This is a genomic window from Streptomyces coeruleorubidus (genome assembly GCF_028885415.1).
GTDB lineage: Bacteria > Actinomycetota > Actinomycetes > Streptomycetales > Streptomycetaceae > Streptomyces > Streptomyces coeruleorubidus_A.
On the sequence record NZ_CP118527.1, the window covers coordinates 8,076,469 to 8,097,865 of the forward strand.

Annotated in this window: 11 protein-coding genes and 6 pseudogenes; 9 read left to right on the forward strand and 8 right to left on the reverse strand. The window is 68.7% G+C overall.

Annotation, left to right across the window (positions count from 1 at the left end; translation table 11 throughout):
* The first annotated feature begins 59 nt into the window (after positions 1-59).
* From PV963_RS37280 to PV963_RS37310, 7 genes and pseudogenes are all read left to right on the forward strand, one after another.
* Positions 60-1,151, forward strand: a complete 1,092-nt coding sequence (locus tag PV963_RS37280) for an SGNH/GDSL hydrolase family protein (RefSeq protein WP_274820870.1) — start codon at positions 60-62, stop codon at positions 1,149-1,151.
* A 76-nt stretch (positions 1,152-1,227) separates the two neighbouring features.
* Entirely contained in the window at positions 1,228-2,061 is an 834-nt protein-coding gene (locus PV963_RS37285) for a M55 family metallopeptidase (protein ID WP_274820871.1), read from the forward strand.
* Positions 2,054-3,367, forward strand: coding sequence for a M20/M25/M40 family metallo-hydrolase (locus tag PV963_RS37290; RefSeq protein WP_274820872.1), 1,314 nt, complete (start codon positions 2,054-2,056; stop codon positions 3,365-3,367). Before PV963_RS37285 ends, PV963_RS37290 begins: the two co-directional genes overlap by 8 nt.
* A gap of 3 nt (positions 3,368-3,370) precedes the next feature.
* Positions 3,371-5,373: pseudogene (locus tag PV963_RS37295) on the forward strand (S9 family peptidase).
* Complete coding sequence (locus tag PV963_RS37300; RefSeq protein WP_274820873.1) at positions 5,370-6,302, forward strand: S66 peptidase family protein; 933 nt, start codon at positions 5,370-5,372, stop codon at positions 6,300-6,302. The pseudogene PV963_RS37295 and the gene PV963_RS37300 overlap by 4 nt, the downstream one beginning before the upstream one ends.
* 146 nt (positions 6,303-6,448) lie before the next feature.
* Positions 6,449-8,227: a CocE/NonD family hydrolase gene (locus tag PV963_RS37305; protein WP_274820874.1), complete on the forward strand. Its 1,779-nt coding sequence runs from the start codon at positions 6,449-6,451 to the stop codon at positions 8,225-8,227.
* A 300-nt stretch (positions 8,228-8,527) separates the two neighbouring features.
* Positions 8,528-8,647 (forward strand): annotated as a pseudogene (locus PV963_RS37310) (helix-turn-helix domain-containing protein); the annotation flags it as partial.
* Between the two features lie 348 nt (positions 8,648-8,995).
* Here PV963_RS37310 and PV963_RS37315 read toward each other — a convergent pair.
* The 5 genes and pseudogenes from PV963_RS37315 to PV963_RS37335 all read right to left on the reverse strand — a co-directional run.
* A pseudogene (locus tag PV963_RS37315) lies at positions 8,996-9,992 on the reverse strand (IS1380 family transposase); the annotation flags it as partial.
* 446 nt (positions 9,993-10,438) lie between these two features.
* Entirely contained in the window at positions 10,439-12,070 is a 1,632-nt protein-coding gene (locus tag PV963_RS37320) for a NucA/NucB deoxyribonuclease domain-containing protein (RefSeq protein ID WP_274820875.1), read from the reverse strand.
* Between the two features lie 304 nt (positions 12,071-12,374).
* Positions 12,375-12,692, reverse strand: a complete 318-nt coding sequence (locus PV963_RS37325) for a hypothetical protein (RefSeq protein WP_274820876.1) — start codon at positions 12,690-12,692, stop codon at positions 12,375-12,377.
* An 817-nt stretch (positions 12,693-13,509) separates the two neighbouring features.
* A pseudogene (locus PV963_RS37330) lies at positions 13,510-14,693 on the reverse strand (IS701 family transposase).
* Positions 14,694-14,914: 221 nt separating this feature from the next.
* A complete protein-coding gene (locus PV963_RS37335) occupies positions 14,915-16,153 on the reverse strand; it encodes an IS701 family transposase (protein ID WP_425540905.1) in 1,239 nt (412 codons plus the stop codon).
* 243 nt (positions 16,154-16,396) lie between these two features.
* Between PV963_RS37335 and PV963_RS37340 the strand changes: the two are divergent.
* Positions 16,397-16,861: pseudogene (locus PV963_RS37340) on the forward strand (leucine zipper domain-containing protein); the annotation flags it as partial.
* 1 nt (position 16,862) lies between these two features.
* Here PV963_RS37340 and PV963_RS37345 read toward each other — a convergent pair.
* The 3 genes and pseudogenes from PV963_RS37345 to PV963_RS37355 all read right to left on the reverse strand — a co-directional run.
* Positions 16,863-18,229: pseudogene (locus tag PV963_RS37345) on the reverse strand (IS1380 family transposase); the annotation flags it as partial.
* A 97-nt stretch (positions 18,230-18,326) separates the two neighbouring features.
* Complete coding sequence (locus PV963_RS37350) at positions 18,327-18,917, reverse strand: DUF6461 domain-containing protein (RefSeq protein WP_274820877.1); 591 nt, start codon at positions 18,915-18,917, stop codon at positions 18,327-18,329.
* 79 nt (positions 18,918-18,996) lie between these two features.
* Positions 18,997-20,604 carry a NucA/NucB deoxyribonuclease domain-containing protein gene (locus PV963_RS37355; RefSeq protein WP_274820878.1) on the reverse strand — a complete coding sequence of 536 codons (1,608 nt, stop codon included), beginning with the start codon at positions 20,602-20,604 and terminating at the stop codon, positions 18,997-18,999.
* A gap of 418 nt (positions 20,605-21,022) precedes the next feature.
* Between PV963_RS37355 and PV963_RS37360 the strand changes: the two genes are divergently transcribed.
* On the forward strand, positions 21,023-21,271 hold the full coding sequence (locus tag PV963_RS37360) for a hypothetical protein (protein ID WP_274820879.1): 249 nt from the start codon (positions 21,023-21,025) through the stop codon (positions 21,269-21,271).
* Positions 21,272-21,397 lie beyond the last annotated feature (126 nt).

The window sequence follows — 21,397 nt, forward strand, 5'->3', positions numbered from 1 at the left end:
ACCGTCATGCTGCCCCGGTCCCGTGCACTTGCCTCGTCCCCCGGAGGACAGTCATGCCGATGCCCTGGTTACGGATCCTGGTCGCGTCGACGGCGGCGCTGGTGCTGGCCGGCCCGTCCGCGGTCGCCACCGCCGCCGCGCCGGACAAGGACGGAGTGCGGGCGAGCGTGCACACGGCCGGGCGGGTCAAGGACGCCGGCGACGTGCTCCAGTACAGCTGGCCCGGCGTGTACTTCGAGGGCCGGTTCCGCGGCACCGGCGTGGGCGTCGTGCTCGACGACCCGGCCGCCGACTACGACGTCCAGGTCGACGGAGCCACCGTCGCGACCCTCGTCACACCGGGCAGGACCACCCACTGGATCAATGGTCTCCGCAACGGCGTGCACACCGTCCGGCTCGTCAAGCGAAACGACACCCCCTGGAGCACCAGCTCCTTCGGCGGCTTCGTCGCCGCGCCGGGCGGCACCGTCCTCGGCAGGCCGGCCGCGCGCAGCCGCCAGATCGAGTTCGTCGGCGACTCCCTCACGGCCGGCTACGGCAACCTCTCGACCTCCCGCGACTGCACCGGCGAGCAGCTCAAGCGCACCACCAACGCCGACGTGAGCTACGGCGCCCTCACCGCCCGGCGGCTGCGCGCCGACTACCAGATCAACGCGTATTCGGGCCTGGGCATGGTGCGCAACTACAACGGCGGGACGCCGGAGGTGAACTACCGCACCTTCTACGACCGTGCGCTGCTGAACGTGCCCGGCGACGTCTGGCAGAACCCCGGCACCTGGCGGCCGCAACTCGTCGTGGTCCACCTCGGCACCAACGACTTCTCGACGCCCGTCAACCCGGGCGAGCCGTGGACGGACGAGAGCCTCGCCGCCGCCTACCGCAGCGCCTACAGCGGTTTCCTCCAGAAGCTGCGGACGCGCTACGGAGCCGGGACCACCGTGGTGGCCGTCGGAGCCGGGCCGTTCGCCGGACACGTCGAGCAGGTCGTCGAGGAACGCATCGCCGCCGGCGACCACCGGGTCCGCTACTGGCGCCTCGACGACACGGGCCTGGACCACACGGGCTGCCACTGGCACTACTCGGCCCGCGACAACCGTCTGCTCGCCGACCGGCTCACCTCGTTCATCACCGACCTGCCGATACGGTGGTGACATGTCGTAGCCGGTTCCGCCCGCAGCGCGTAACGTGACGAACCATGAAGATCTCCACCCGGGGGTACGGCTCGTCATGAGAATCCTCATCAGCGCCGACATGGAGGGCGCCACCGGCGTCACCTGGCCCGACGACGTGCTGCCGGGTGCCTCGCAGTGGGAGCGCTGCCGCTCGCTCTTCACCTCGGACGTCAACGCCGCCGTGCTCGGTTTCCACGACGGTGGCGCCGACGAGGTGATCGTCAACGAGGCGCACTGGACGATGCGCAATCTGCTGCTGGAGCAACTGGACGAACGCGCCCAGCTGCTCACCGGGCGGCACAAGGCGCTGTCCATGGTGGAGGGCGTGCAGCACGGCGACGTGGACGGCATCGCGTTCGTCGGCTACCACGCGGGCGCCGGCATGGAGGGCGTCCTCGCGCACACCTACCTCGCGAACCAGATCACGGGCGTGTGGCTGAACGACGTACCGGCGAGCGAGGGACTGCTCAACGCCCATGTCGTCGCCGAGTTCGGCGTGCCGGTCGTGCTGGTCACCGGGGACGACGTCGCCTGCGAGGACGCGCTCGGATACGCGCCCGAGGCGCTGAAGGTCGCCGTGAAGGATCACGTCTCGCGGTACGCGGCCGTGTGCCGCACGCCCGCCAGGACCGCGGCCGACATCCGGGCGGCGGCCAAGGAGGCGGCTTCGCTGGCGGTGCGTCACGAACCCGTGCGTGGCGGCCCGTTCACCGTCGCCGTGGAGTTCGACGCCGAGCACCTGGCCATGGCCGCCACCGTCGTGCCGGGTGTGGAGCGGATCGGGGCGCGGAAGGTGGCTTACACGAGCGAGACCATGTACGAGGGCATCCGCGCCTTCAAGGCGGTCACCACGATCGTCTCGGCCGCGGTGGAGGAACAGTATGGCTGAGCAGGCGGACGAGCAGGCGCTGGACGAGGTCGTGACGTTCACGTCCGACCTGATCCGGATCGACACCACCAATCGGGGCGGCGGCGACTGTCAGGAGCGGCCCGCCGCCGAGTACGCAGCCGCACGGCTCGCCGAGGCAGGCATCGAGCCGACGCTCCTGGAGCGCACCAAGGGCCGCACCAACGTCGTCGCCCGCGTCGAGGGCACCGACCCGTCGGCCGACGCGCTGCTGCTCCACGGCCACCTCGACGTCGTACCCGCCGCGGCCGCCGACTGGAGCGTGCACCCGTTCTCCGGGGAGATCCGCGACGGGGTCGTGTGGGGGCGCGGCGCCGTCGACATGAAGAACATGGACGCGATGATCCTCGCCGTGCTCCGCGCCTGGGCACGCCAGGGCGTCCGGCCCCGGCGGGACATCGTCATCGCGTTCACCGCGGACGAGGAGGCCAGCGCCGAGGACGGCTCCGGGTTCCTCGCCGACGAACACGCCGCGCTGTTCGAGGGGTGCACCGAGGGCGTCAGCGAGGCGGGGGCCTTCACCTTCCACGACGGCGCCGGGCGGCAGATCTACCCCCTCTCGGCCGGTGAGCGGGGCACCGCCTGGCTGAAGCTCACCGCGCGCGGCCGGGCCGGGCACGGCTCCAAGATGAACAAGGCCAACGCGGTCACCCGGCTCGCGGCCGCGATCACCCGGATCGGCGAGCACGAGTGGCCGCTGCGGCTGACCCCGACCGTGCGCGCCGCGCTCACCGAACTCGCCGCGCTCTACGGCATCGAGCCCGACCTGACCGACATGGACCGGCTGCTCGACAAGCTCGGCCCGGCCGCCGCGCTCGTCGAGTCGACCCTCCGCAACAGCGCCAACCCGACCATGCTGGACGCCGGTTACAAGATCAATGTGATTCCCGGTGAGGCCGTGGCGCACGTGGACGGCCGGTATCTGCCCGGCGGGGAGGAAGAGTTCCGCGACACCCTCGACCGGCTCACCGGGCCGGACGTGGAGTGGGAGTTCCACCACCACGAGGTGGCCCTCCAGGCGCCGGTGGACTCGGCGACGTTCGCCCGGATGCGGGCCGCCGTCGAGGAGTTCGCCCCGGAGGGGCACGTGGTGCCGTTCTGCATGCCCGGCGGCACGGACGCCAAGCAGTTCTCCCGCCTCGGCATCACCGGCTACGGCTTCACACCGCTGAAGCTGCCGGAGGGCTACGACTACTGGGCCATGTTCCACGGCGTCGACGAGCGGGTCCCCGTCGAGGCGCTGCACTTCGGCGTCCGCGTGCTCGACCGGTTCCTGCGGACGGCCTAGCGAGTGGGGGAGACGGTGCGGACGCCGGCGTACGGGGCGTGGCCCTCGCCCATCGACGCGGCCCTGGCCGCCGCGCACGACGGGCACCCGGAGTACGTCGGGTTCGTCGGCGACGAGGTGTGGTGGACCGAACCGCGGCCCGCCGAGGCGGGCGGCGCACGCTGGTGCGGCGGCGCGCCGACGGCCGGGAGGAGTCGTTGCTGCCCGCGCCGTGGAACGTGCGCAGCCGGGTCATCGAGTACGGCGGACACCCGTGGGCCGCCCTCGCCCAGGAGGACGGCCGCCCGCTGGTGGTGTTCGTGAACTTCGCCGACCAGCGGCTGTACCGGTACGAGCCGGGCGGCGAGCCGCGTCCGCTCACGCCCGTGTCCGACGTGGACGCGGGCCTGCGCTGGGCCGAGCCGCAACTGCGGCCCGAGCGGGGTGAGGTGTGGTGCGTGCTGGAGGAGTTCACCGGCGCCGGGCCCACCGATGTGCGCCGTGTCCTGGCCGCCGTACCGCTGGACGGCTCCGCCGCCCGGGACCGGGACGCCGTACGGGAACTCACCGACGACCGGCACCGGTTCGTCACCGGGCCGAAGCTGTCGCCCGACGGGCGGCGGGCGGCCTGGCTCGCCTGGGACCATCCCCGCATGCCGTGGGACGGCACCGAACTGCTCCTCGCCGACGTCGGCCCCGACGGCACCCTGCACGACGCCCGGACCGTCGCCGGCGGGCCCGGCGAGTCCATCGCCCAGGCCGACTGGACCCACGACGGGGGCCTGCTGCACGCGAGCGACCGCAGCGGCTGGTGGAACCTCTACCTCGACGGGGAGCCCCTATGTCCGCGCGAGGAGGAGTTCGGCGGGGCGCTGTGGAAACTGGGCATGCGCTGGTTCGCGCCGCTGAACAGCGGCCTGATCGCCGTCGTGCACGGCCGGGGCGCCACCGCCCTCGGGATCCTGGACCCCGAGACCGGTGAGGTCGTCGACGCGGCCGGGCCCTGGACCGAGTTCGCCGCCACCCTCGCGGTACACGGCGACCGGGTCGTCGCCGTCGGGGCCAGCCCGCGCAGCGCCTACGAGGTCGTCGAGCTCGACGCCCTCCCCCACGCGCGAACAAACTCGCGCGGGGGCACCCCCATCGGCCACGCCCGCGTCATCGGCGCCGAGTACGACGACGCCGTGGACCCCGCGTACTACCCCGAGCCGCAGATCCGCACCTTCACCGGCCCCGACGGCCGCGACATCCACGCCCACATCTACCCGCCGCACCACCCCGGCTGCGTCGCGCCCGGCGACGAACTGCCGCCGTACGTCGTCTGGGCGCACGGCGGGCCCACCTCCCGCGCGCCGCTCGTGCTCGACCTGGAGATCGCCTACTTCACCTCGCGCGGCATCGGCGTCGCCGAGGTCAACTACGGCGGCTCCACCGGATACGGCCGCGCGTACCGCGAACGGCTGCGCGAGCAGTGGGGCGTGGTCGACGTCGAGGACTGCGCCGCCGTCGCCCTGGCCCTCGCCGACGAGGGCACCGCCGACCGCGACCGGCTCGCCGTCCGGGGCGGCAGCGCGGGCGGCTGGACCGCCGCGGCCTCGCTCACCACGACCGACGTCTACGCCTGCGGGACGATCAAGTACCCCATCCTTGACCTCACCGGCTGGGGGACGGGGGAGACCCACGACTTCGAGTCGCGGTACCTGGAGAGCCTGATCGGGCCGCTCGCCGACGTGCCCGCGCGCTACACGGAGCGCTCGCCCGCCACCCACGCAGACCGCCTGGACGTGCCGTTCCTGCTGCTCCAGGGCCTGGACGACGTGATCTGCCCGCCCGTCCAGTGCGAGCGGTTCCTGGCCCGTCTCGGGGACCGGCCGGTGCCGCACGCCTACCTCGCCTTCGAGGGAGAGGGGCACGGGTTCCGGCGGGCCGAGACCATGGTGCGCGCCTTGGAGGCCGAACTCTCCCTGTACACCCAGGTGTTCGGACTGAACCCACCAGACATCCCGCCCCTGGAGCTCACCAAGTGAGACAGCTCCTGCGACCGCCCCGACTCGCCCCCGGCGCCCGCGTGGCCGTCGTCGCGCCCAGCGGGCCCGTGCCCGAGGAGCGGCTCGAGGCCGGGCTCGACGTCCTGCGCGGCTGGGACCTCGACCCCGTGGTGGCGCCCCATGTGCTCGGCCGCCACCGGGAGTTCGACTACCTGGCCGGTACGGACGCCCAGCGGGCCGCCGACCTCCAGAACGTCTGGTGCGACCCGGCCGTCGCCGCGGTGCTGTGTGCCCGGGGCGGCTACGGGGCGCAGCGCATGGTGGACCTGCTCGACTGGGAGGCGATGCGGGCGGCGGGCCCGAAGGTGTTCGCCGGGTTCAGCGACATCACCGTCCTGCACCAGGCGTTCGCCACCCGCCTGGGACTGGTCACCCTGTACGGCCCGGCGGCGGCCGGTGTCGACTTCCTCAAGAACTCCCGGGCGCAGGAGCATCTGCGGGCGACCCTCTTCGAACCCGAGTCCGTGCGGACCGTCACCGCCGTACCCCCGGGCGGCACCGCGCTGGTGCCCGGACGGGCCCGGGGCGTCACGCTGGGCGGCTGCCTCAGCCTGCTCGCGAGCGACCTCGGCACCCCGCACGCCCTCGCCGGCGCCCGGGGCGGGCTCCTGCTGATCGAGGACGTGGGCGAGAGCCCGTACCGCATCGACCGGTATCTGACCCAACTCCTGCGCACCGGCTGGCTGGACGGCGTCGCCGGGATCCTGCTCGGGTCCTGGGCGGCATGCGGCCCGTACGAGGAACTGCGCGCGGTGCTCGCCGACCGGCTCGGCGGCCTCGGCGTACCGGTCGTGGAGGAGTTCGGGTTCGGGCACGGCGAGGGCGCGCTGACGATGCCCCTCGGGATCGCGGCCGAACTGGACACCTCCACGGGCAGGTTGACGTTCGACGCGCCGGCCCTGAGCTGAGCACGCCGCTACTGAAATCCCGTCAAGAAACCCTCGTTGCGGTGGTTGACGCCCCGTGACACGTGTCACACCATGACTACCGGCCAGTACCTACTGGTCGGTATCCGGGTTGCCAGGTTGTCGTCGCCCTCACCGTGGAGGTCCGTGTGTCCCGACGCGTGCCCAGATCCCGCGCACCCCTCGCTCTCGCTCTGGGCGCCGCCCTGGCCGCCCCTCTCGCCCTCACCCCACCCGCCGCCGCGGCCGACCCCTACACCGTCACCCCGCTGAAGTTCACCGTCCAGACCGGCGGCCGCTCCTGCACGATCGACGCCGACCTGTACCGTCCCGCGGGCGTGGACCGCGAACACCCGGCGCCCGCCGTGCTCGGCACGAACGGCTTCGGCGGCAGCAAGTCGGACGGCTCGACGGACACCATCGGCAAGGCCTTCGCCCAGCGCGGCTACGTCTCCCTCGTCTACTCCGGGCTCGGCTTCGGCCGCAGCGGCTGCCTCATCTCCCTCGACGACCCGGACATCGACGGCGCCGCCGCCGCGCAGCTCGTCGACTTCCTGGGCGGTAAACGTGCCGCCGACGACGGCACCACCGCCGACTTCGTCACCCTCGACGCCCCCGGCGACCCACGCGTCGGCATGATCGGCGGCTCCTACGGCGGCGCCGTCCAGCTCGCCACGGCCGCCGTCGACCACCGCCTCGACGCGCTCGCCCCCATGATCACCTGGCACGACCTGGCCTACTCGCTGGACCCCAACAACGCCGTCGGCAGCACCGGCGTCCCCGGCGTCTTCAAGTGGCAGTGGACCAACGGCTTCTACCTCATCGGCGAAGGTCAGCCGCTGCTCCAGGCCAGCCTCGACCCCTCCCGCATCAACTCCCTGACCTGCCTGCACTTCGTCACCCAGGCCTGCCGGACCATCCGCACCCTCAACTCCGGCAGCTACCCCGCCGACCGGACCGCCGAGCTGCTCGCCTTCGCCCACCGCGTCTCCCCGGCGTCCTACCTGCACCGCGTCAAGACGCCCACCCTGCTGGTCCAGGGGCAGGCCGACACCCTCTTCAACCTCAACGAGGCCACGGCGACGTACCGGACGCTCCGGGCCCAGGGCACCCCCGTGAAGATGATCTGGCAGTCCTGGGGCCACAGCGGCGGGCTCAACGGCCCGGCCACCGGTGAACTCGACCTGTCCAAGGGCAACCTGGAGACCAGCTACGTCGGCCGGCGCGTCCTCGCCTGGTTCGAGCGCCACCTGCGCAAGCAGACGCACGTCGACACGGGCCCGGCCTTCGCCTACCACCGCGACTGGGTGACCGACCCGGACCACGCCTACGCCACCGCCGACCGCCTCCCCGCCCTCAACCGCACGCTGTACCTCTCCGGCGACGGCAAACTCGTCGACAACCGCCGCAAAGTGGCCCACGGCAGCCGGAGCTACACCAACTGGGCGATCCCCACGAGCCATTCGGAGAGCTCCCTGGCCGGGCTCATCGGAGTGCCGGACACGGCACCGCGCGACACCAAGGGCACCTACCTCGACTGGACCAGCACACCGCTGGAACGCCCCCTGGACGTCGTGGGCGCGCCCCGGGCCACGCTCAGGGTGCACTCCCCGAAGGCCGAGCGCACACAGAACTCCTCCGACGCGGCCGACAAGCTCGTCCTCTTCGCCAAGATCTACGACGTCGCCCCCGACGGCACCCGCACCCTCGTGCGCCGCCTGGTCGCACCCGTCCGGGTACCGGACGTGACCAGGAGCTTCACCGTCACCCTGCCCGGCATCGTGCACCGGTACCAGACCGGGCACCGGCTGCGGTTCGTGATCGCGGCGAGCGACGACGCGTACTTCGGCAACAAGGGGATCAAGCCGGTGACGGTGGTCAGCGATGAGGATGAGTTGCATTTGCTGCAACTTCCGACAGTCGGTTGAAGCGGAGACGATCAATCCGAGACTGCGGCTGGTGCGGCGCCTGGAGGAGTTCAGCGGGTTGTATCCGTGGCAGTGGACTCCGGAGGAGGGCTCGATCCCCGCTACGGCTGGGTGCCCGCGTGCATGGAGCGGTTCGGCGAGGTGCCCCGCGAGGCGTTCCATGAGGGCAACTCGGTTGCGCGCAGGGTGGAGTTCGAGGCCAACCCGAGTCGACGTCCGCTGGCCTACGGCGAGATACAGGCCCTGTTCGATGCGGCGGACGCGAGGTCAGGCAAGATCCGGGCGACGCTGCGGCAGCTGATGGCCGAGCACGGGATGTTCCAGACCTCGGACCTGGTGCCCATGCTTGCTGACCGCGGAATCAAGCTGTCGCGCGAACAGGTCCACCGGCTGGTGACACAGTCTCCGGCTGCGCGGTCAGCTGCGCGATCTGGTCCCTCGCCTCCTCGACCTGCGTGGTGATCTCCCGCTCCCGCTCCTCCAGGCGCGCCAGTACCGCCCCCAAGGTCAGCTCCCCGGCGGTCATGAGGGTCGAGCAGGAAGCCCGCAGGGCGTCCGCTCCTGGGCCTGCGCCGCCCTTTCCCGAACCACCAGAAGTGGAACCATAGCTAACCTCCCTGTTTCGCTTCGAGTGACTGAGCGGGTCTGAGCGGGGTGCAGTGGTGGGTTCGGTTGCTTGTCTCCGTGCGGGCAGGGCTGTGGCCCGACGCTCGGGTCGGGTGCTCCAGGGTTCCTCGGGTCGTGGGTGGGCAGGGGCGCTGTCATGCTTCAGGTGGCTGGCCGGGGTAGGGCCGTGAGGCGTACGAATGCGCTGGTCAGCTCGTTTCGCCAGGGCCAGGTTGCGGAGATGCGTAAGTGGAGGCGGCGGCCGCCCCGGGTGATGCGGGCGGCGGCGTGCAGCAGCCGGTAGCGGAGCTTCCTTGGCTTGGCGGTGGCCAACTCGCCTTCCAGCAGGAGTGTTTGCGTCCAGGCGAGCAGGTCGGCGCCGGTCAGGGCCAGCTCCAGCCAGGCGGCGTTGATCTGGAAGTGGCGTGAGGGCCAGGCCGGTGGTCTTGCCGCTGCGGATGCGGTCCTCGACGCGGGCGTGTGCGCGATGGCGGACCTCCAGGTGCTGCAAGGAGCCCTCGCCGTAGGGGGTGTCGGTGAGGAAGACCTGGTGGCGCATGCCTTCGTCCAGGTCGAACAGCGACAGCTGGGCACCGGGGTGCGGGGGTTCACGCCGGACGATGATCCGGGTCCCGTCCGGGTAGCCGGTCAGGTCGGTCATGCCGGTCAGCTCGGCGACTTCCGCGCCCTGGCGCAGGGTGCCGTCCTGTTCGAGTGCGGGATGCCAGACCTGCTCGGGCAGGGCTCGGATCGCCTGGCGGACCGGCTCGGTGACGGCGTATCCGACGGAGAAGTGGGTGAGGATTCCGCATGCGTGCAGGGCCCGCACGTAGTGCAGGAACGCTTTCGTTCCTCCGGCGCTGTCGGCGCGGATGAGGATGGGTGTGCCGTGGCGGTGGGCGTCGGGGATCTGGGCAAGTGCCTGGTCGAGGACGGTGATGTGGTCGGCGGCGGTGTTGGCGCCGGCGTTGCCGGGCCTGAGGAGTCCGGCCAGGGCTTCGCCGGTGTTGTCCAGGAAGCACAGCAGCGGGTGGTAGTCGAAGCCGCGCTTGTAGGTCGCCCCTGCCTGCTCTTTCTCGGAGTGGCAGGTGACTAGGCTGGCGTCGAGGTCCAGGACCAGGCCGGGCAGGTCGCGTCCGCCCGCGCGGGCTGCGGGTATGAAACGCGCAGGCTAGGGGCCTCGAAAGGCTGGAAGGCCGTCAGGTTCGAGGTAGACGGCCAGGCAGGTCGGCCGGTCACAGGTCGCAGCGTCGGATACCCCTGGCCGCAGCGTCGCAGAGCCTGAGCATCGTCCAGCAGGCCGTGCACGACGTCCGTACCGCACCGCCCCCGCCGCCCGCCAAACCGCCGGCGGACCAGGCCGTCGCCGACCTGCGCCGCCTGGTCGACGACCTCGCCTCAGCCGAGCACGCCATCGGTGAGCTGATGCTTCAAGTCGCCCCCGGCTATCTCGCCGACACCGATGCCGCCCGCGTCCTCGCCCCGCTGTGCGAAGAAATCGGCAAAGAGCTCCAGGAAGGCCTGGCCGCGCGCCGCTACGCTCGGGCCGCCGTGAGAGCGGGCGGCGGAGGCTGTGCCGCCCGCTCGGCGCGAGGCTCTGGCCGGTCAGCGGTGCCAGCCGGACCAGGTTCCGTTGGCCGACCGGTCGTTGTGCCAACGGTTTCCGTCCGTACCCATCACCGAAATGCGCACCTGACGGCCCCTCTCGTCGGTGACTTCCACCCCAGAGGTGGCGACACCGCTCATCGACTTCCAGGGAGACCATGAGCCGTCCCGCCCGGACCAGCGGGTCAGGACATCGCCCTCAGGGCCGATCACCCACACCTGCTCGGTACCGTTGGGGAACCGGTACGACTCCATGTCGAACTCGCACTGGTAGGCGCCTCCCAGTTCCTTGTGGGTGCACAGGTCCTTCGCTGCCCTGGGTGCGCTGCGAGTCCCAGGCGTGAAGGAGGACGTCGTCCTCAGGGGCTGGTCGTGCAGTTTGATCCAGAAGGCGTCGTCTTCGAGGATATGGTCGGTGGTCATCCAGGCTCCGAGCGTCCTTCCGTGGTTGCCGTTCTGGTCGCCGTCGGCCAGGCGAGCCGAGAACGACCAGGGCCTGGGATATGTTGCTTTGTTCGTGTTAACCAGCCGAGCATTCTCCCTGGTCTGGGCGAACGGATACTCGTCGCACTCCAGGTTCAGCCGCTTCTTCCTGCTGTAGCGCCACGCCTCGTAGCGCCTGCATTCCCTGTTCACGTCAGTTCGTGAACCGTTGGAGATACTACGGGTCTCCTTGGTTCGTTTGCCGTAGAACCGGTGCAGGGGCTGTGTGGTGCCCACCTTGCCTGGGATCTTCTTGCCGTACAGGCGTGGGTAGGTCAACTGAGTACGGTCAACGGCAGTTTCGATGTGCTTCCGGATCTCCGGATATCCCTTTTCCCTGTCCTCCCCCGCGTCGTTGGACACCGGTGCCATGTGGAATATCGGATCGACCTGGTGGAAGATGCAGCCGCCCGGCCCTCTGCTGATGTACTTGGCCTGGTCGCAGCGGAACCCGAGCCTATGGCTTCCGGATGCCCACGTGTTGCCCTGGATCCGCGCCACCGACTGGTGGTAACTCACCACGTCGTCGTCGTGGTGAGGGTTCTTCTTGCCGGTCTCCGTCACCGTGCTCTTCGGTGAGCCGGACGCATCCAGCGTGAACACCCCTCCATGACGGTAGAGCTTCCAGTCAGCCAGTGGATAGGCGTACACACCAGCGTTACTGCTGCACTTGGCCCCACCGAAGGATTCGCATTCCAGGAACAGGGTGAAAACGGCCTTCTTGGCGTTGTCCCAGTCCCCCCAAGGGTCGACTTCGTCCAGTTCCCACTCGAAACGGGTCTCACGGCCCCCTGTGTGCTGGCCGTGGCCCAGCAGCGTCAGCCGGAACGTGGCGCCGCCGTAGGCGGGTAAGCCCGGCTTCTCGCTCACGTCCATGCTGGCGCGCCATACCATGCACGACTCGAAGCGGTTACGGAACGCATAGCCCACGCCGAACTTCCCGGGAAGCTTGGCCTTGTCGCGGCACTCGCCGAACGAGTACGGGTCGTCCGCCATCGGATCGACCGCCGACTCAGGCACCACTGAGACGAGGCGCTGGGCCTGAGCGTCGTGAACGGAGGCATAGGCTCCCTGCGGATCAGCGGCGGATGCCTGTGCGGGCAGCGACACCGGCATGCCGAGGGCAGCCGCGGCGAGCAGGGCGGTCACAGCCCGGTGCCACCGTCTCCGGCCGGGTCTGTCCAACGGATACTCCATGTGTGCAGTCCTCTCCCTCGTGCTGACTGAGCATCCGGCCCTTGGCCGGAATACGTACTGAGCGCGCGCCACCCATCAGGATGTGTCGCCCGCGTGGCCGGATTCGTGTCCGTTCATGCACAGTGCTTGTCGACGCCTGCACGGCGTGACGGTGCTTGTGCTCTTGTCCGGACCCCTACGAGAGCGTTCGCGTAAACGTCAGGCCACCGGGGCTGGTTGGCCCGGCGCCAGTACGCAAACCTGGTGTGGCGGCCGGTCAGCCGGTCCGGTAGCCGTCGTAGATGTAGCCGTATCCGCCGGAGTAGTACGCACGCCACCACTGGTTGCCGTACTTGTTGATGCATGAGCCGTTGATCCACTGCGGGCTGGAGAAGTAGGCGTAGACCTGGGAGCTGCCCAGGGGCTTGGCGTGCATGGGGGTGTCCGGCTCGAAGTTCATGTACTGGCCCGCGATGGAGCTGCACGACCAGTCGGCCGCGGCGTCGGTGACGGCGCCCTGGGCCGGCGCTGTCAGGGCGCCAAGTGCCAGCGCTGCGCCAGCGGCAGCGGTTGCGAAGGTATGCCGAATGCGCATGGTTCTCCTTCCACACGGTGGCTACGCCGGTCCCGCGCCGTACACGGTGATGGCCTTGAGACTGACGTGAGACTGCACATCGCAGCAGTCAGCCTCGGCCTGAATCAGGTCATGTGAGCGGCCGGCCTGGACAGCGCCGAGCTTGCTGGCATGGATGGTGCCCGGGCAACAGCATCGGGGTGTCCCGGACAGCCTGCTTCTGTCCGGCCTGGTCAGAGACTTGTCCGGATGGGTGTCCGGCCATGTGTCCCGTGGGCGATGGGCTCGGCTCGGGCGGTGCATCACGGCGGCGTCGGAGAGATCGCCACGGTAACCGGTCTCCAACAGGCCCTCGTCGCGCAGCTCACGCAGTACCTGAGACCGGTCGACGGCGTCGCGTACGACGGCGTGCCCACCGAGCGCCTGGAGAAGGCGTCGACGGTGTGGGAGATCCCTGGCCTCGCTGTTTCGGTTGGGGTGATGAGACGTCGCTGATCGTCAGCTGTCGGGTTGGGTGAGTGTTTTCGCTGCTCAGGTATGGCGGAGTCCCAGCGTGGTGGCTGGGCTCCGAGGTCTTTCGGGTTGTGGGCGGGCAGGGGGCTGCCGGTCAGCCGGCGGGACGCGGCAGTGCGGCGAGGCGATGGAATGCCGTGGCGAGTTCGTGTCTCCAGGGCTAGTACTGCAACGGTGCTTGCGCTGATTGCTGACCAGTTTCAGGGACTGTGTCCGCGCCGTTTGTAGTGACTGACGCGGGCCTGACGTTGCCGTCTGCGTCGCCATGTCGACCAGTGCAGGATGTGGTCGATGGGTGCGGGCCGGCGGTCGGTGAGGCGGGCGATCAGGCGTCGGATCTCGGCGAGGCTGAGGTGGATGAGCTGGGAGGATCCGTTTCTGCTTTCTCCGCATCCAGCTGGCGGGCTCGCAGGACGGTCAGGCAGGCGTGGGCGGCCATGGCCAGGGTCATGTGGCGGTGCCAGCCGGGATAGCGGCGGACCTGGTAGTCGTCCAGGCCGCATTCCTGCTTCGCGCTCTGGAAGCATTCCTCCACGGCCCAGCGGCTGCCCGCGACGTGGATCAGCTCGTCCAGGGTCGTGTCGGCCGGACAGCAGGCGATGTAGTAGGAGATCTCGTCCGGGCGGCTGACGCTGCGGCGGGCGAGGACCCAGTGGCGCGGTCAGGCCGGTGCCACGGCCTCACCTCGACCCGCGCCCAGTCATAGATTCGCCGGCCGTGGACGCCGTCGCCGCAGGACCGGCGTTTCCACTTCTGCCGGGGCAGGCCGGGAAAGAGGTCGTGGACGGGGTGATCGAGTGCCCATCGGGTGACGACGGTGTCGTGGCGGGTGGTGGCCATGACGTGGAAGACGTCCGCCTGCTCGAGCTCGTAGCGCCAGCCTTTGGAGAAGCCGTAGGCGGCGTCCGCAGTCACCCACCGAAAGGGCACCTTGTCGGCGATCGCGCGGCGGACCATCACCTTGGCCATGGCCACCTTCGTCTCGAAGGCGACCTCGTCGTCGATGCCGGCCCGGCGGCACCGTTCCCGGTCGTCCGTCCAGGACGTAGGCAGATACAGACGGCGGTCGATCAACGTGCGGCCACCAGGAGCCGCATAGGCGAGGAAGACGCCGATCTGGCAGTTCTCCGTCCGCCCGGCCGTGCCGGAATACTGCCGCTGCACCCCCGCCGACCGCACCCCCTTCTTCAGGAATCCGGTGTCGTCCACGATCAGGACGGCGTCCCGGTCACCCAGGTTGTCGACCACATACTGACGCACATCATCGAGGACCTCATCGGCATCCCACTCGATCCGGTTCAGCATCCGGTGCATACGGTCCGGGACTGCGTGCCCGGCCTCCTCCGCCAAGGTCCAGCCGTTCTTCCGCTGCAGCGGAGCGATCAGCCCCCGCATATAGGCCAGCGCCGACTCCCTCGGCTCCGACCGGTTGAACCGGTGCACGAACCGCCCATGCACAGCGCCCAGTTCACCCGCCCACAACCTGACATCAGCAAGGTCCCCACCCATAACCACACCAACGACTGAGCTGGCCAGCAGTCACGGCAACCACCGTTGCAGTACTAGTACTCCAGTTGCACTTCGCTATCTCTGCTGGTCAGAGGCATGTTCTCGAGTCTATTCGGCTGCCGTGGCGTCAGGTGCCGGAAGTTCGTAACCTCCATCGTGACGGCGACGGTAGTGGCAGCGTCGTGCGGTTGCCTGGTGGCGGCGCCGCCACCAGGACCAGCTCAGCGCGTGATCGGTTTTCCGCCGGTGTGTCGGTGGGGGACGGTGAACTGCCAGGAGCCGCCGGACTTCTGCCACGGTGAGGGGTGCAAGGGCACCGGAACCGTTTCTGCGACCCCCCTTGCCGTCGTTGCGGTGGCGGACATGGCCGCGAGGAAGGCGTGGGCCAGCATGGCGAGGGTGATGTGCCGGTACCAGCCCGGATAGCGTCGGACCTCGTACTGGTCCAGGCCGCATTCGTTCTTCGCGCTCTGGAAGCACTCCTCGATCGCCCACCGGCTGCCGGCTATCCGGGCCAGCTCGGGAACCTCTGTGCCGGCGGGTGCGTAGGCGAGGTAGTAGGCGACCTCTTCCGGGCGGGCGAGGCTGCGGCGGGCCAGGACCCACCGGTCGTGCGTGGGCTGATCGCCGTCGAAGTCGTGGATGGCCGGCAGTTTCGCCGCGGCCCAGTCGTAGACGCGAGGCCCCTTCGCTCCGTCACCGCAGGAATGGCGTTCCCAGGCTTCATCCGGCGCTTGGGCGATGACGAAATCGATCCGGCCCAGCGCGGGGACGGGCTGGGACTTCGGGACGGCCAGGACGTAGCCGACGCCGGCTTCCTCCAGCATCCGCCGCAGCCGCCATTCCTGGCCATAGGCCGAGTCTGCAGTCACCCAGGCGATGGGCAGTGGCGAGGCCAGGGCTCGCTGGATCATAGCTTTGGCGAGGTCGCCCTTGGTCGCGAACTCGAGGTCGTCGGGTATCTTCGCCGCCTCGCAGCGGTCCCGGTCCGCCGTCCAGGACTTCGGCAGATACAACTCCCGGTCCACCAGCGCCCGTCCGCGCCGGGAAGCGTAGGCGGCGAAGACCCCGATCTGGCAGTTCTCCGTGCGGCCGGCAGTCCCCGAGTACTGCCGCTGGACGCCGGCTGAGACCGTGCCCTTCTTCAGAAAGCCGGTGTCATCGATGATCAGAACACCGCCCGGCTCCCCGAGTCTCTCGGCGACGTACTCCTGCAGGTCGTCACGCACCTCGTCATGACTCCAGCGTGCACGGTTCAGCAGATTCTGCAGGCCCGCAGGGGTGCGGTGGCCTGCGTACTCAGCCAGCTGCCAGCTGTTCTTCCGGCCCACCGGGCCAAGCAGACCGTTCACATAGGCCCGCATCTGCCGCCTTAGGTCCACCCGCCCGAACCGGTGACCCACCCGAACAAGTACCTCTTCCAGTTCCGCCGACCAGACGTCGGGCCGCACATCCTGCATGACAATCACAACGGACCGCCGCGGTGGAGGTTACGAACTTCCGGCACCTGACGCCACGGCAGCCGAATAGACTCGAGAACATGCCTCTGACCAGCAGAGATAGCGAAGTGCAACTGGAGTACTAGGTGTGCTGTTCGGGGACGTTGGTGACAGGCGACACGCCCTGAGCGGTCCTTGAACGAGGCGAGGGCCTCTGGTTTCGGTGTGGATTGCGACATCTACCCGACTGCCAGGAGGCCCTCGTTGTTCCACCGTAACGCCCCGCTGACGTCGACCGGCAGGCTGCGTCTGGCCCGGTGTGTCGTCGACGACGGCTGGCCCCTGCGCCGGGCCGCGGAACGTTTCCAGGTCAGCCACACCACCGCCGCCCGTTGGGCAGACCGCTACCGCAGGCACGGGGCAGCAGGGATGCATGATCGCTCCAGCTGTCCGCACCACAGCCCGCGCAAGACGCCGGCCGCGGTCGAACGACAGGTCGTGCGGCTGCGGCGCGAGCACCGCATCGGACCGGTGCGGCTGGCCGCCCGCACCGGCATCGTCGCCTCCACTGCCCACAGGATCCTGCACCGTCACGGCCTGCCCGCGCTGGCGGCCACCGACCGGGCCACGGGCGAACCCGTGCGCCGCTACGAACGAGCCCGGCCGGGCGAACTGGTCCACATCGACGTCAAGAAGCTCGGCCGCATCCCCGACGGCGGCGGCCACAGGGCGCCGATATCCGCAAGCGCAGACGCCGACCGCCGCGGGTGAGGCGTGCGGCGACGTGGAGCAGCCGGTAGCGGAGCTTCTTCGGCTCGGCAGACGCGAGTTCACCGTCCAGCAGCAGGACGCGCAAACGGGCCGGCAGGTCGATCGCCGCGAGGCTGAGTTCGAGCCAGGCAGCATTGACGTCGAAGTCGCGGGAGGGGAAGCGGCCGAAGCCGGTGGTCTTGCCGCACCGGATGTGGTCCTCGACGCGTGCATGGCCGCGGTGACGGACCTCCAGGAACTGGGCGGAGCCACCACCGGGGGGAAGGGGTGTCGGTGAGGAACACCTGATGCCGCAGGCCCTCATCCTGATCGAACAGGGACAACTGGGCTCCGGGGTGCGGCCGCTCCCGGCGCACGATGATGCGGGTGCCGACCGGAATAGCCGTCCAGGTCGACCATGCCGGTCAGCTCGGCGACCTCGGCCCCGGCACGCACCGTCCCGTCCTGGTCCAGGGCAGGATGCCAGAGACGGTCCGGCACGGCCCGGACAGTGCGTCGGACCGGCTCGGTGACGGCGTATCCGACCGGGAAGAAGGTACGGATTCCTCGTTTGCGCAGGTCGCGGACGTGAGCGGGGAAGGCTTTCGCGGATCCGGCGCCGTCGGTGCGGATGAGGGTGTCGGTGCCATGGCGGTGGGCGTCGGGGATCTGCCCGAGCGCCTGGTCGAGCACCGTGATGTGGTCGCTCGCGGTGTTGGCGCCGGCATTCCCGGGCCGCAGCCGGCCAGACAGTGCCTCGCCGGTGTTGGCGAGGAAGCACAGCAGCGGGTGGAACCCGAATCCGCCCTTGTAGGTGGGTGCGGCCTGCGCTTTCTCTGAGTGGCAGGCGATCAGCGTGGTATCAAGGTCCAAGACCAGACCGGGCAGTAAGCGCCCCGCGGTGCGGACTGCGGGTATGCCCTCACCCTGTTCGGCGGTCTGCAGCCAGGCGACTTCCCGGGCCTGGGCGCGAGCAGAAGCCAGCGAGGCAAGGGCAGTCTCGTCGACGTCGGCGAGCAACCGCCAGGCCGTCGGTGTCGAGGCGATCGGGCCGAACAACCCTGCCTGGTCCCGCAGCACGGCCAGGTCCGCGATGGCCTCACCGCCGTCGGCGAGCATCACCGCCAGATCGGTGGCGATCCGGCCTGAGTCATGTCCGGTCCCGCGCGGCCGAAGCGGCCTGAGCGCGGCGGAGTACGCGGCGGTCAACCCGGTGGCATCGGCGAGATCCGCCAGCAGCCGTGCCCCGACATGACCGACCACCCCCGAACCATCGGCGCTGACATGGATCTTGGGACGCAACCCGATACCCTGCACGTAGAAAGTGCCCTCCGCCTGGACCGACAGAACCCCTCAGCAGGGTTCATCGCCCCAGGTCAGGAAGGCACTTTCGCGTTTCCTCCGCAACAGCCGCCGTACCCAAGCGAAACGGCGAGGCTAACGTTCAATGGTCCCCACGGCTGACACCCGATAGCCAGACTCCTCCCAGATCGAGATCAGGAAGCTCCAGGCCTGTTGCCGCGTAGATGGCGCGGGGCGCGAGTTCGGAGTTCGGGAACGGCTTGTGGGTGATGTCCTCGAACGGGCCATCCACGGGGAAACCCGATTCGTTGAGAGCTTCTGCGAGCTGCTCGCCCATGGCTCCCCATCTTTCTCCGGTGAGCATGTCCAGACCGCACCACTCCCAGTTGTCATCGAAGCACAGCATCTTCAGCACGCCTCCGGTTTCCATGAAGGTCACCGCACGCCGGCCGGGGAGGTGCAGCTCTTCGAGGATGCGTCGTTCTGTGCAGATGAACCCGGTCAGGCCGAATGTCTCGACTACCAGTGTCCATGCTGGCGTGATGCGGCTGGCAAGAAGAAGGATGCCGTCGTCTTCGACGCCTTCGTCATCTGCTTCGCGGAGAGTGGTGAGAGGGTCAGCGATCTGCCGCACACTGCTGGCGCCTATGACTCGGAGAGCGTCTTGGGGATCGAGCGGCGTGAAAGTGTAGGACCAGCCTCCGAAGTATGCGGTAAGCGTCTCTATGTCCATGGTGAATGCTCCATTGACGGCAAGGGCGCCACCCCGGTGATCGAGGTGGCGCCGTGATTCTCGCAGCCGGGACCGACGATCAGAAGTCGACGATCTGTACGTAGTGCCGGTCGTTGTAGTCGGCGGGGATCAGATCATCCCACGCGAGGATGCGGTGGTTGCGCATGTAGATCATGAGCATTTGACCGGCGGAACCGTTCTGCGTGCCGTTGACCGCCTGGACGGAGAAGTCCCAGTCCTGGCTTGCGGCGCCTTCGAGACTTACACGGAACGGGTATTCGTCACATTCTTCTCCATTGGCTGTGTCCGGGCGAAGGGAGAGCGGAAGACCGGTGAGAGAGTATTCGCCGGTCGATGTGCAAGCGGCATCCTTGTGCGCCGTGTTCGCATCCATCTTCCCCTGGTGGAAGTTCGCGTGCAGACGGTGCAGCCCGGGCGCGAGGTAGCTTCCCTCGATGTACTTGCCGGGAATCTTCTTCGCTGTCGAACTCGTCGGATAGGTACTGTCCGGGGTGTTCTGAGCCTTGTAGATGTGATCGGCAACGTCCTTCTGAGGGGAGTCCGCCGCACGCGAGTACATCAAGCGGGGAATGGTTTCGAGGAAAACGCAGCCCTTCGGCCAGTCCGGGTAGATGTAGGTCGCCGAGTCACAGCGGATCAGGCGTTCGACGAACGAACCGCGGTTGACCGTCTGGTAGTCGCCGGTGTCGGTGTAGATCTCGACGTGCGAGCGGTGGGGGGACTGCTTGTCCCGTCCGAGGCCCTTGGCCTCGTCGCTGTTGATGTTCCAGTAGTACCAAGCGTTGCTGCTGTTCCAGTTCTCCCAGCTCATGGTGACGGGGGAGCCGGTTGCCGAGCAGCCGCTCGTGGTGTCGATGCAGTTCCCGACGATGGTCAGGTCGATACCGGGAGCAGTCCAGATGCTGTCCCACCATCCCCAGTCATAGACGACCGAGTCCTTCTGCACCTCTCCAAAGATGCGCATGGAACGGGCAGTGTTGTACTGCTGCTGGAAGAACTGAACCTTTGCCTTGGTGGTGCCCATGTGCTCTGGCGGCTGGTTCGAGCTGACCTTGTAGTAGTCGACGATGAGATGCACGCGGGAGCAGGAAGAGAACCTGTCGATCACCACATCGAAGACGTCGATCCCGCTGAAGCACTTGACTTCCAGGTCAGCCGGAGGGACCGTCCCGACCGGATACCCAACGGTGCTCTCGTTGAGGTCGTAGGAAGCGACCGGGCTCATGGTGATCTTGTCGTCGCTGGCGCTGCCGCTGCCGCTGGTCGCCTTGCCGGCGTCGCGCCCGAAGTCCTTGTATGGATGCTTCTGGGCTTCCTTGTTGCGCTGATCTGCCAGCTTGTACGCCTCGCCGAGGGTCAGAGCCTTGGCGTCCTTGTGGTCGAGTTCCTTCGGGCGTTCGCTGGTCTGCTTCGGAGCCGTGGGAGCACTGCCGGTTTTTCTGGCTTTGACACGTTCACGTGCCTTGTCGATCTGCTCCTGGGTGATGTTGGCCTTCAGCCTGATGGTGGTGTTCGCGGTGGTCGCGTACTGCGGCTGGATATCCCGCGTCTGCGAGACCTCCGTCACGGTGTCCTGTCGACTCGGCGAGCCGTGCTGGGGGAAGGGTCCGGCAAAGACTGCGGTGGCCGCAACGGCCGCGCATATGAGGGTAGTTCGCTTCTTCACAACCATCCTTGTAAATCGAACACATGTTCGCCCTGGAGGCGAGGGTGCAGACCTTACCTGTCGACCGCAAAAGTGATCAACGGCGAAGGAAGCCCCCGCGTAGCGCCTCCATGCAGAGAGAGGGCGGCATGCAACCCCGTAGCGGAGGGGAGTCATTTCGCCCTGTCGGCGCCAGCGACTCGCCTACGCACGGGCGGAGTTGATGCCCCGTCTGGGTCACTACCTCCAGCGTCCTGAAGATCTTGAACGTCACGGGTGATCGAAGAAGATCACAAGGTCAACACCCTTGTGGAGTCTGATGCTTATCGCCTTCACCAATGGGCCGCAAAGCATGCACGGGCTGCACGCCCTGGGGTCTGCGAAGGCAACTGTGTGACGAGCCACCTCCCGCGCGGGCACAGTTACCGAAGCCCGCGCTGTGGTCAATGAGATCTACCGGAAGGTGCTGCGTGAGGAGTACTGCGCGCTGCTGAGGCGCTGGAGGGAGGATGAGATTCCGGAGGTACGTGAGCTGGAGGCGCAGGCGAAGCGCGAGTTGCACGAGCTGATCGCCAAAGCGACTCTGCCGGTACGACCGCTGGTGCCCGTGTGCAGGACTCGCCGGGTGCACCGGACCATCAGTCCTGCGGCGGTCGGTATCCGTTCCGGCCTGCCGACGGCTCAGTAGGAACGGCGCGTCCCCCTGGTTCCGAAGTGTCAGGGGGACGCGCCGCCCGCATTCTGTCGGAATGCGCCGCGTCAGCGCCCTCCTGACGACTACCGCCGGACCGTGATCAATCTCAGCGCCAACCAC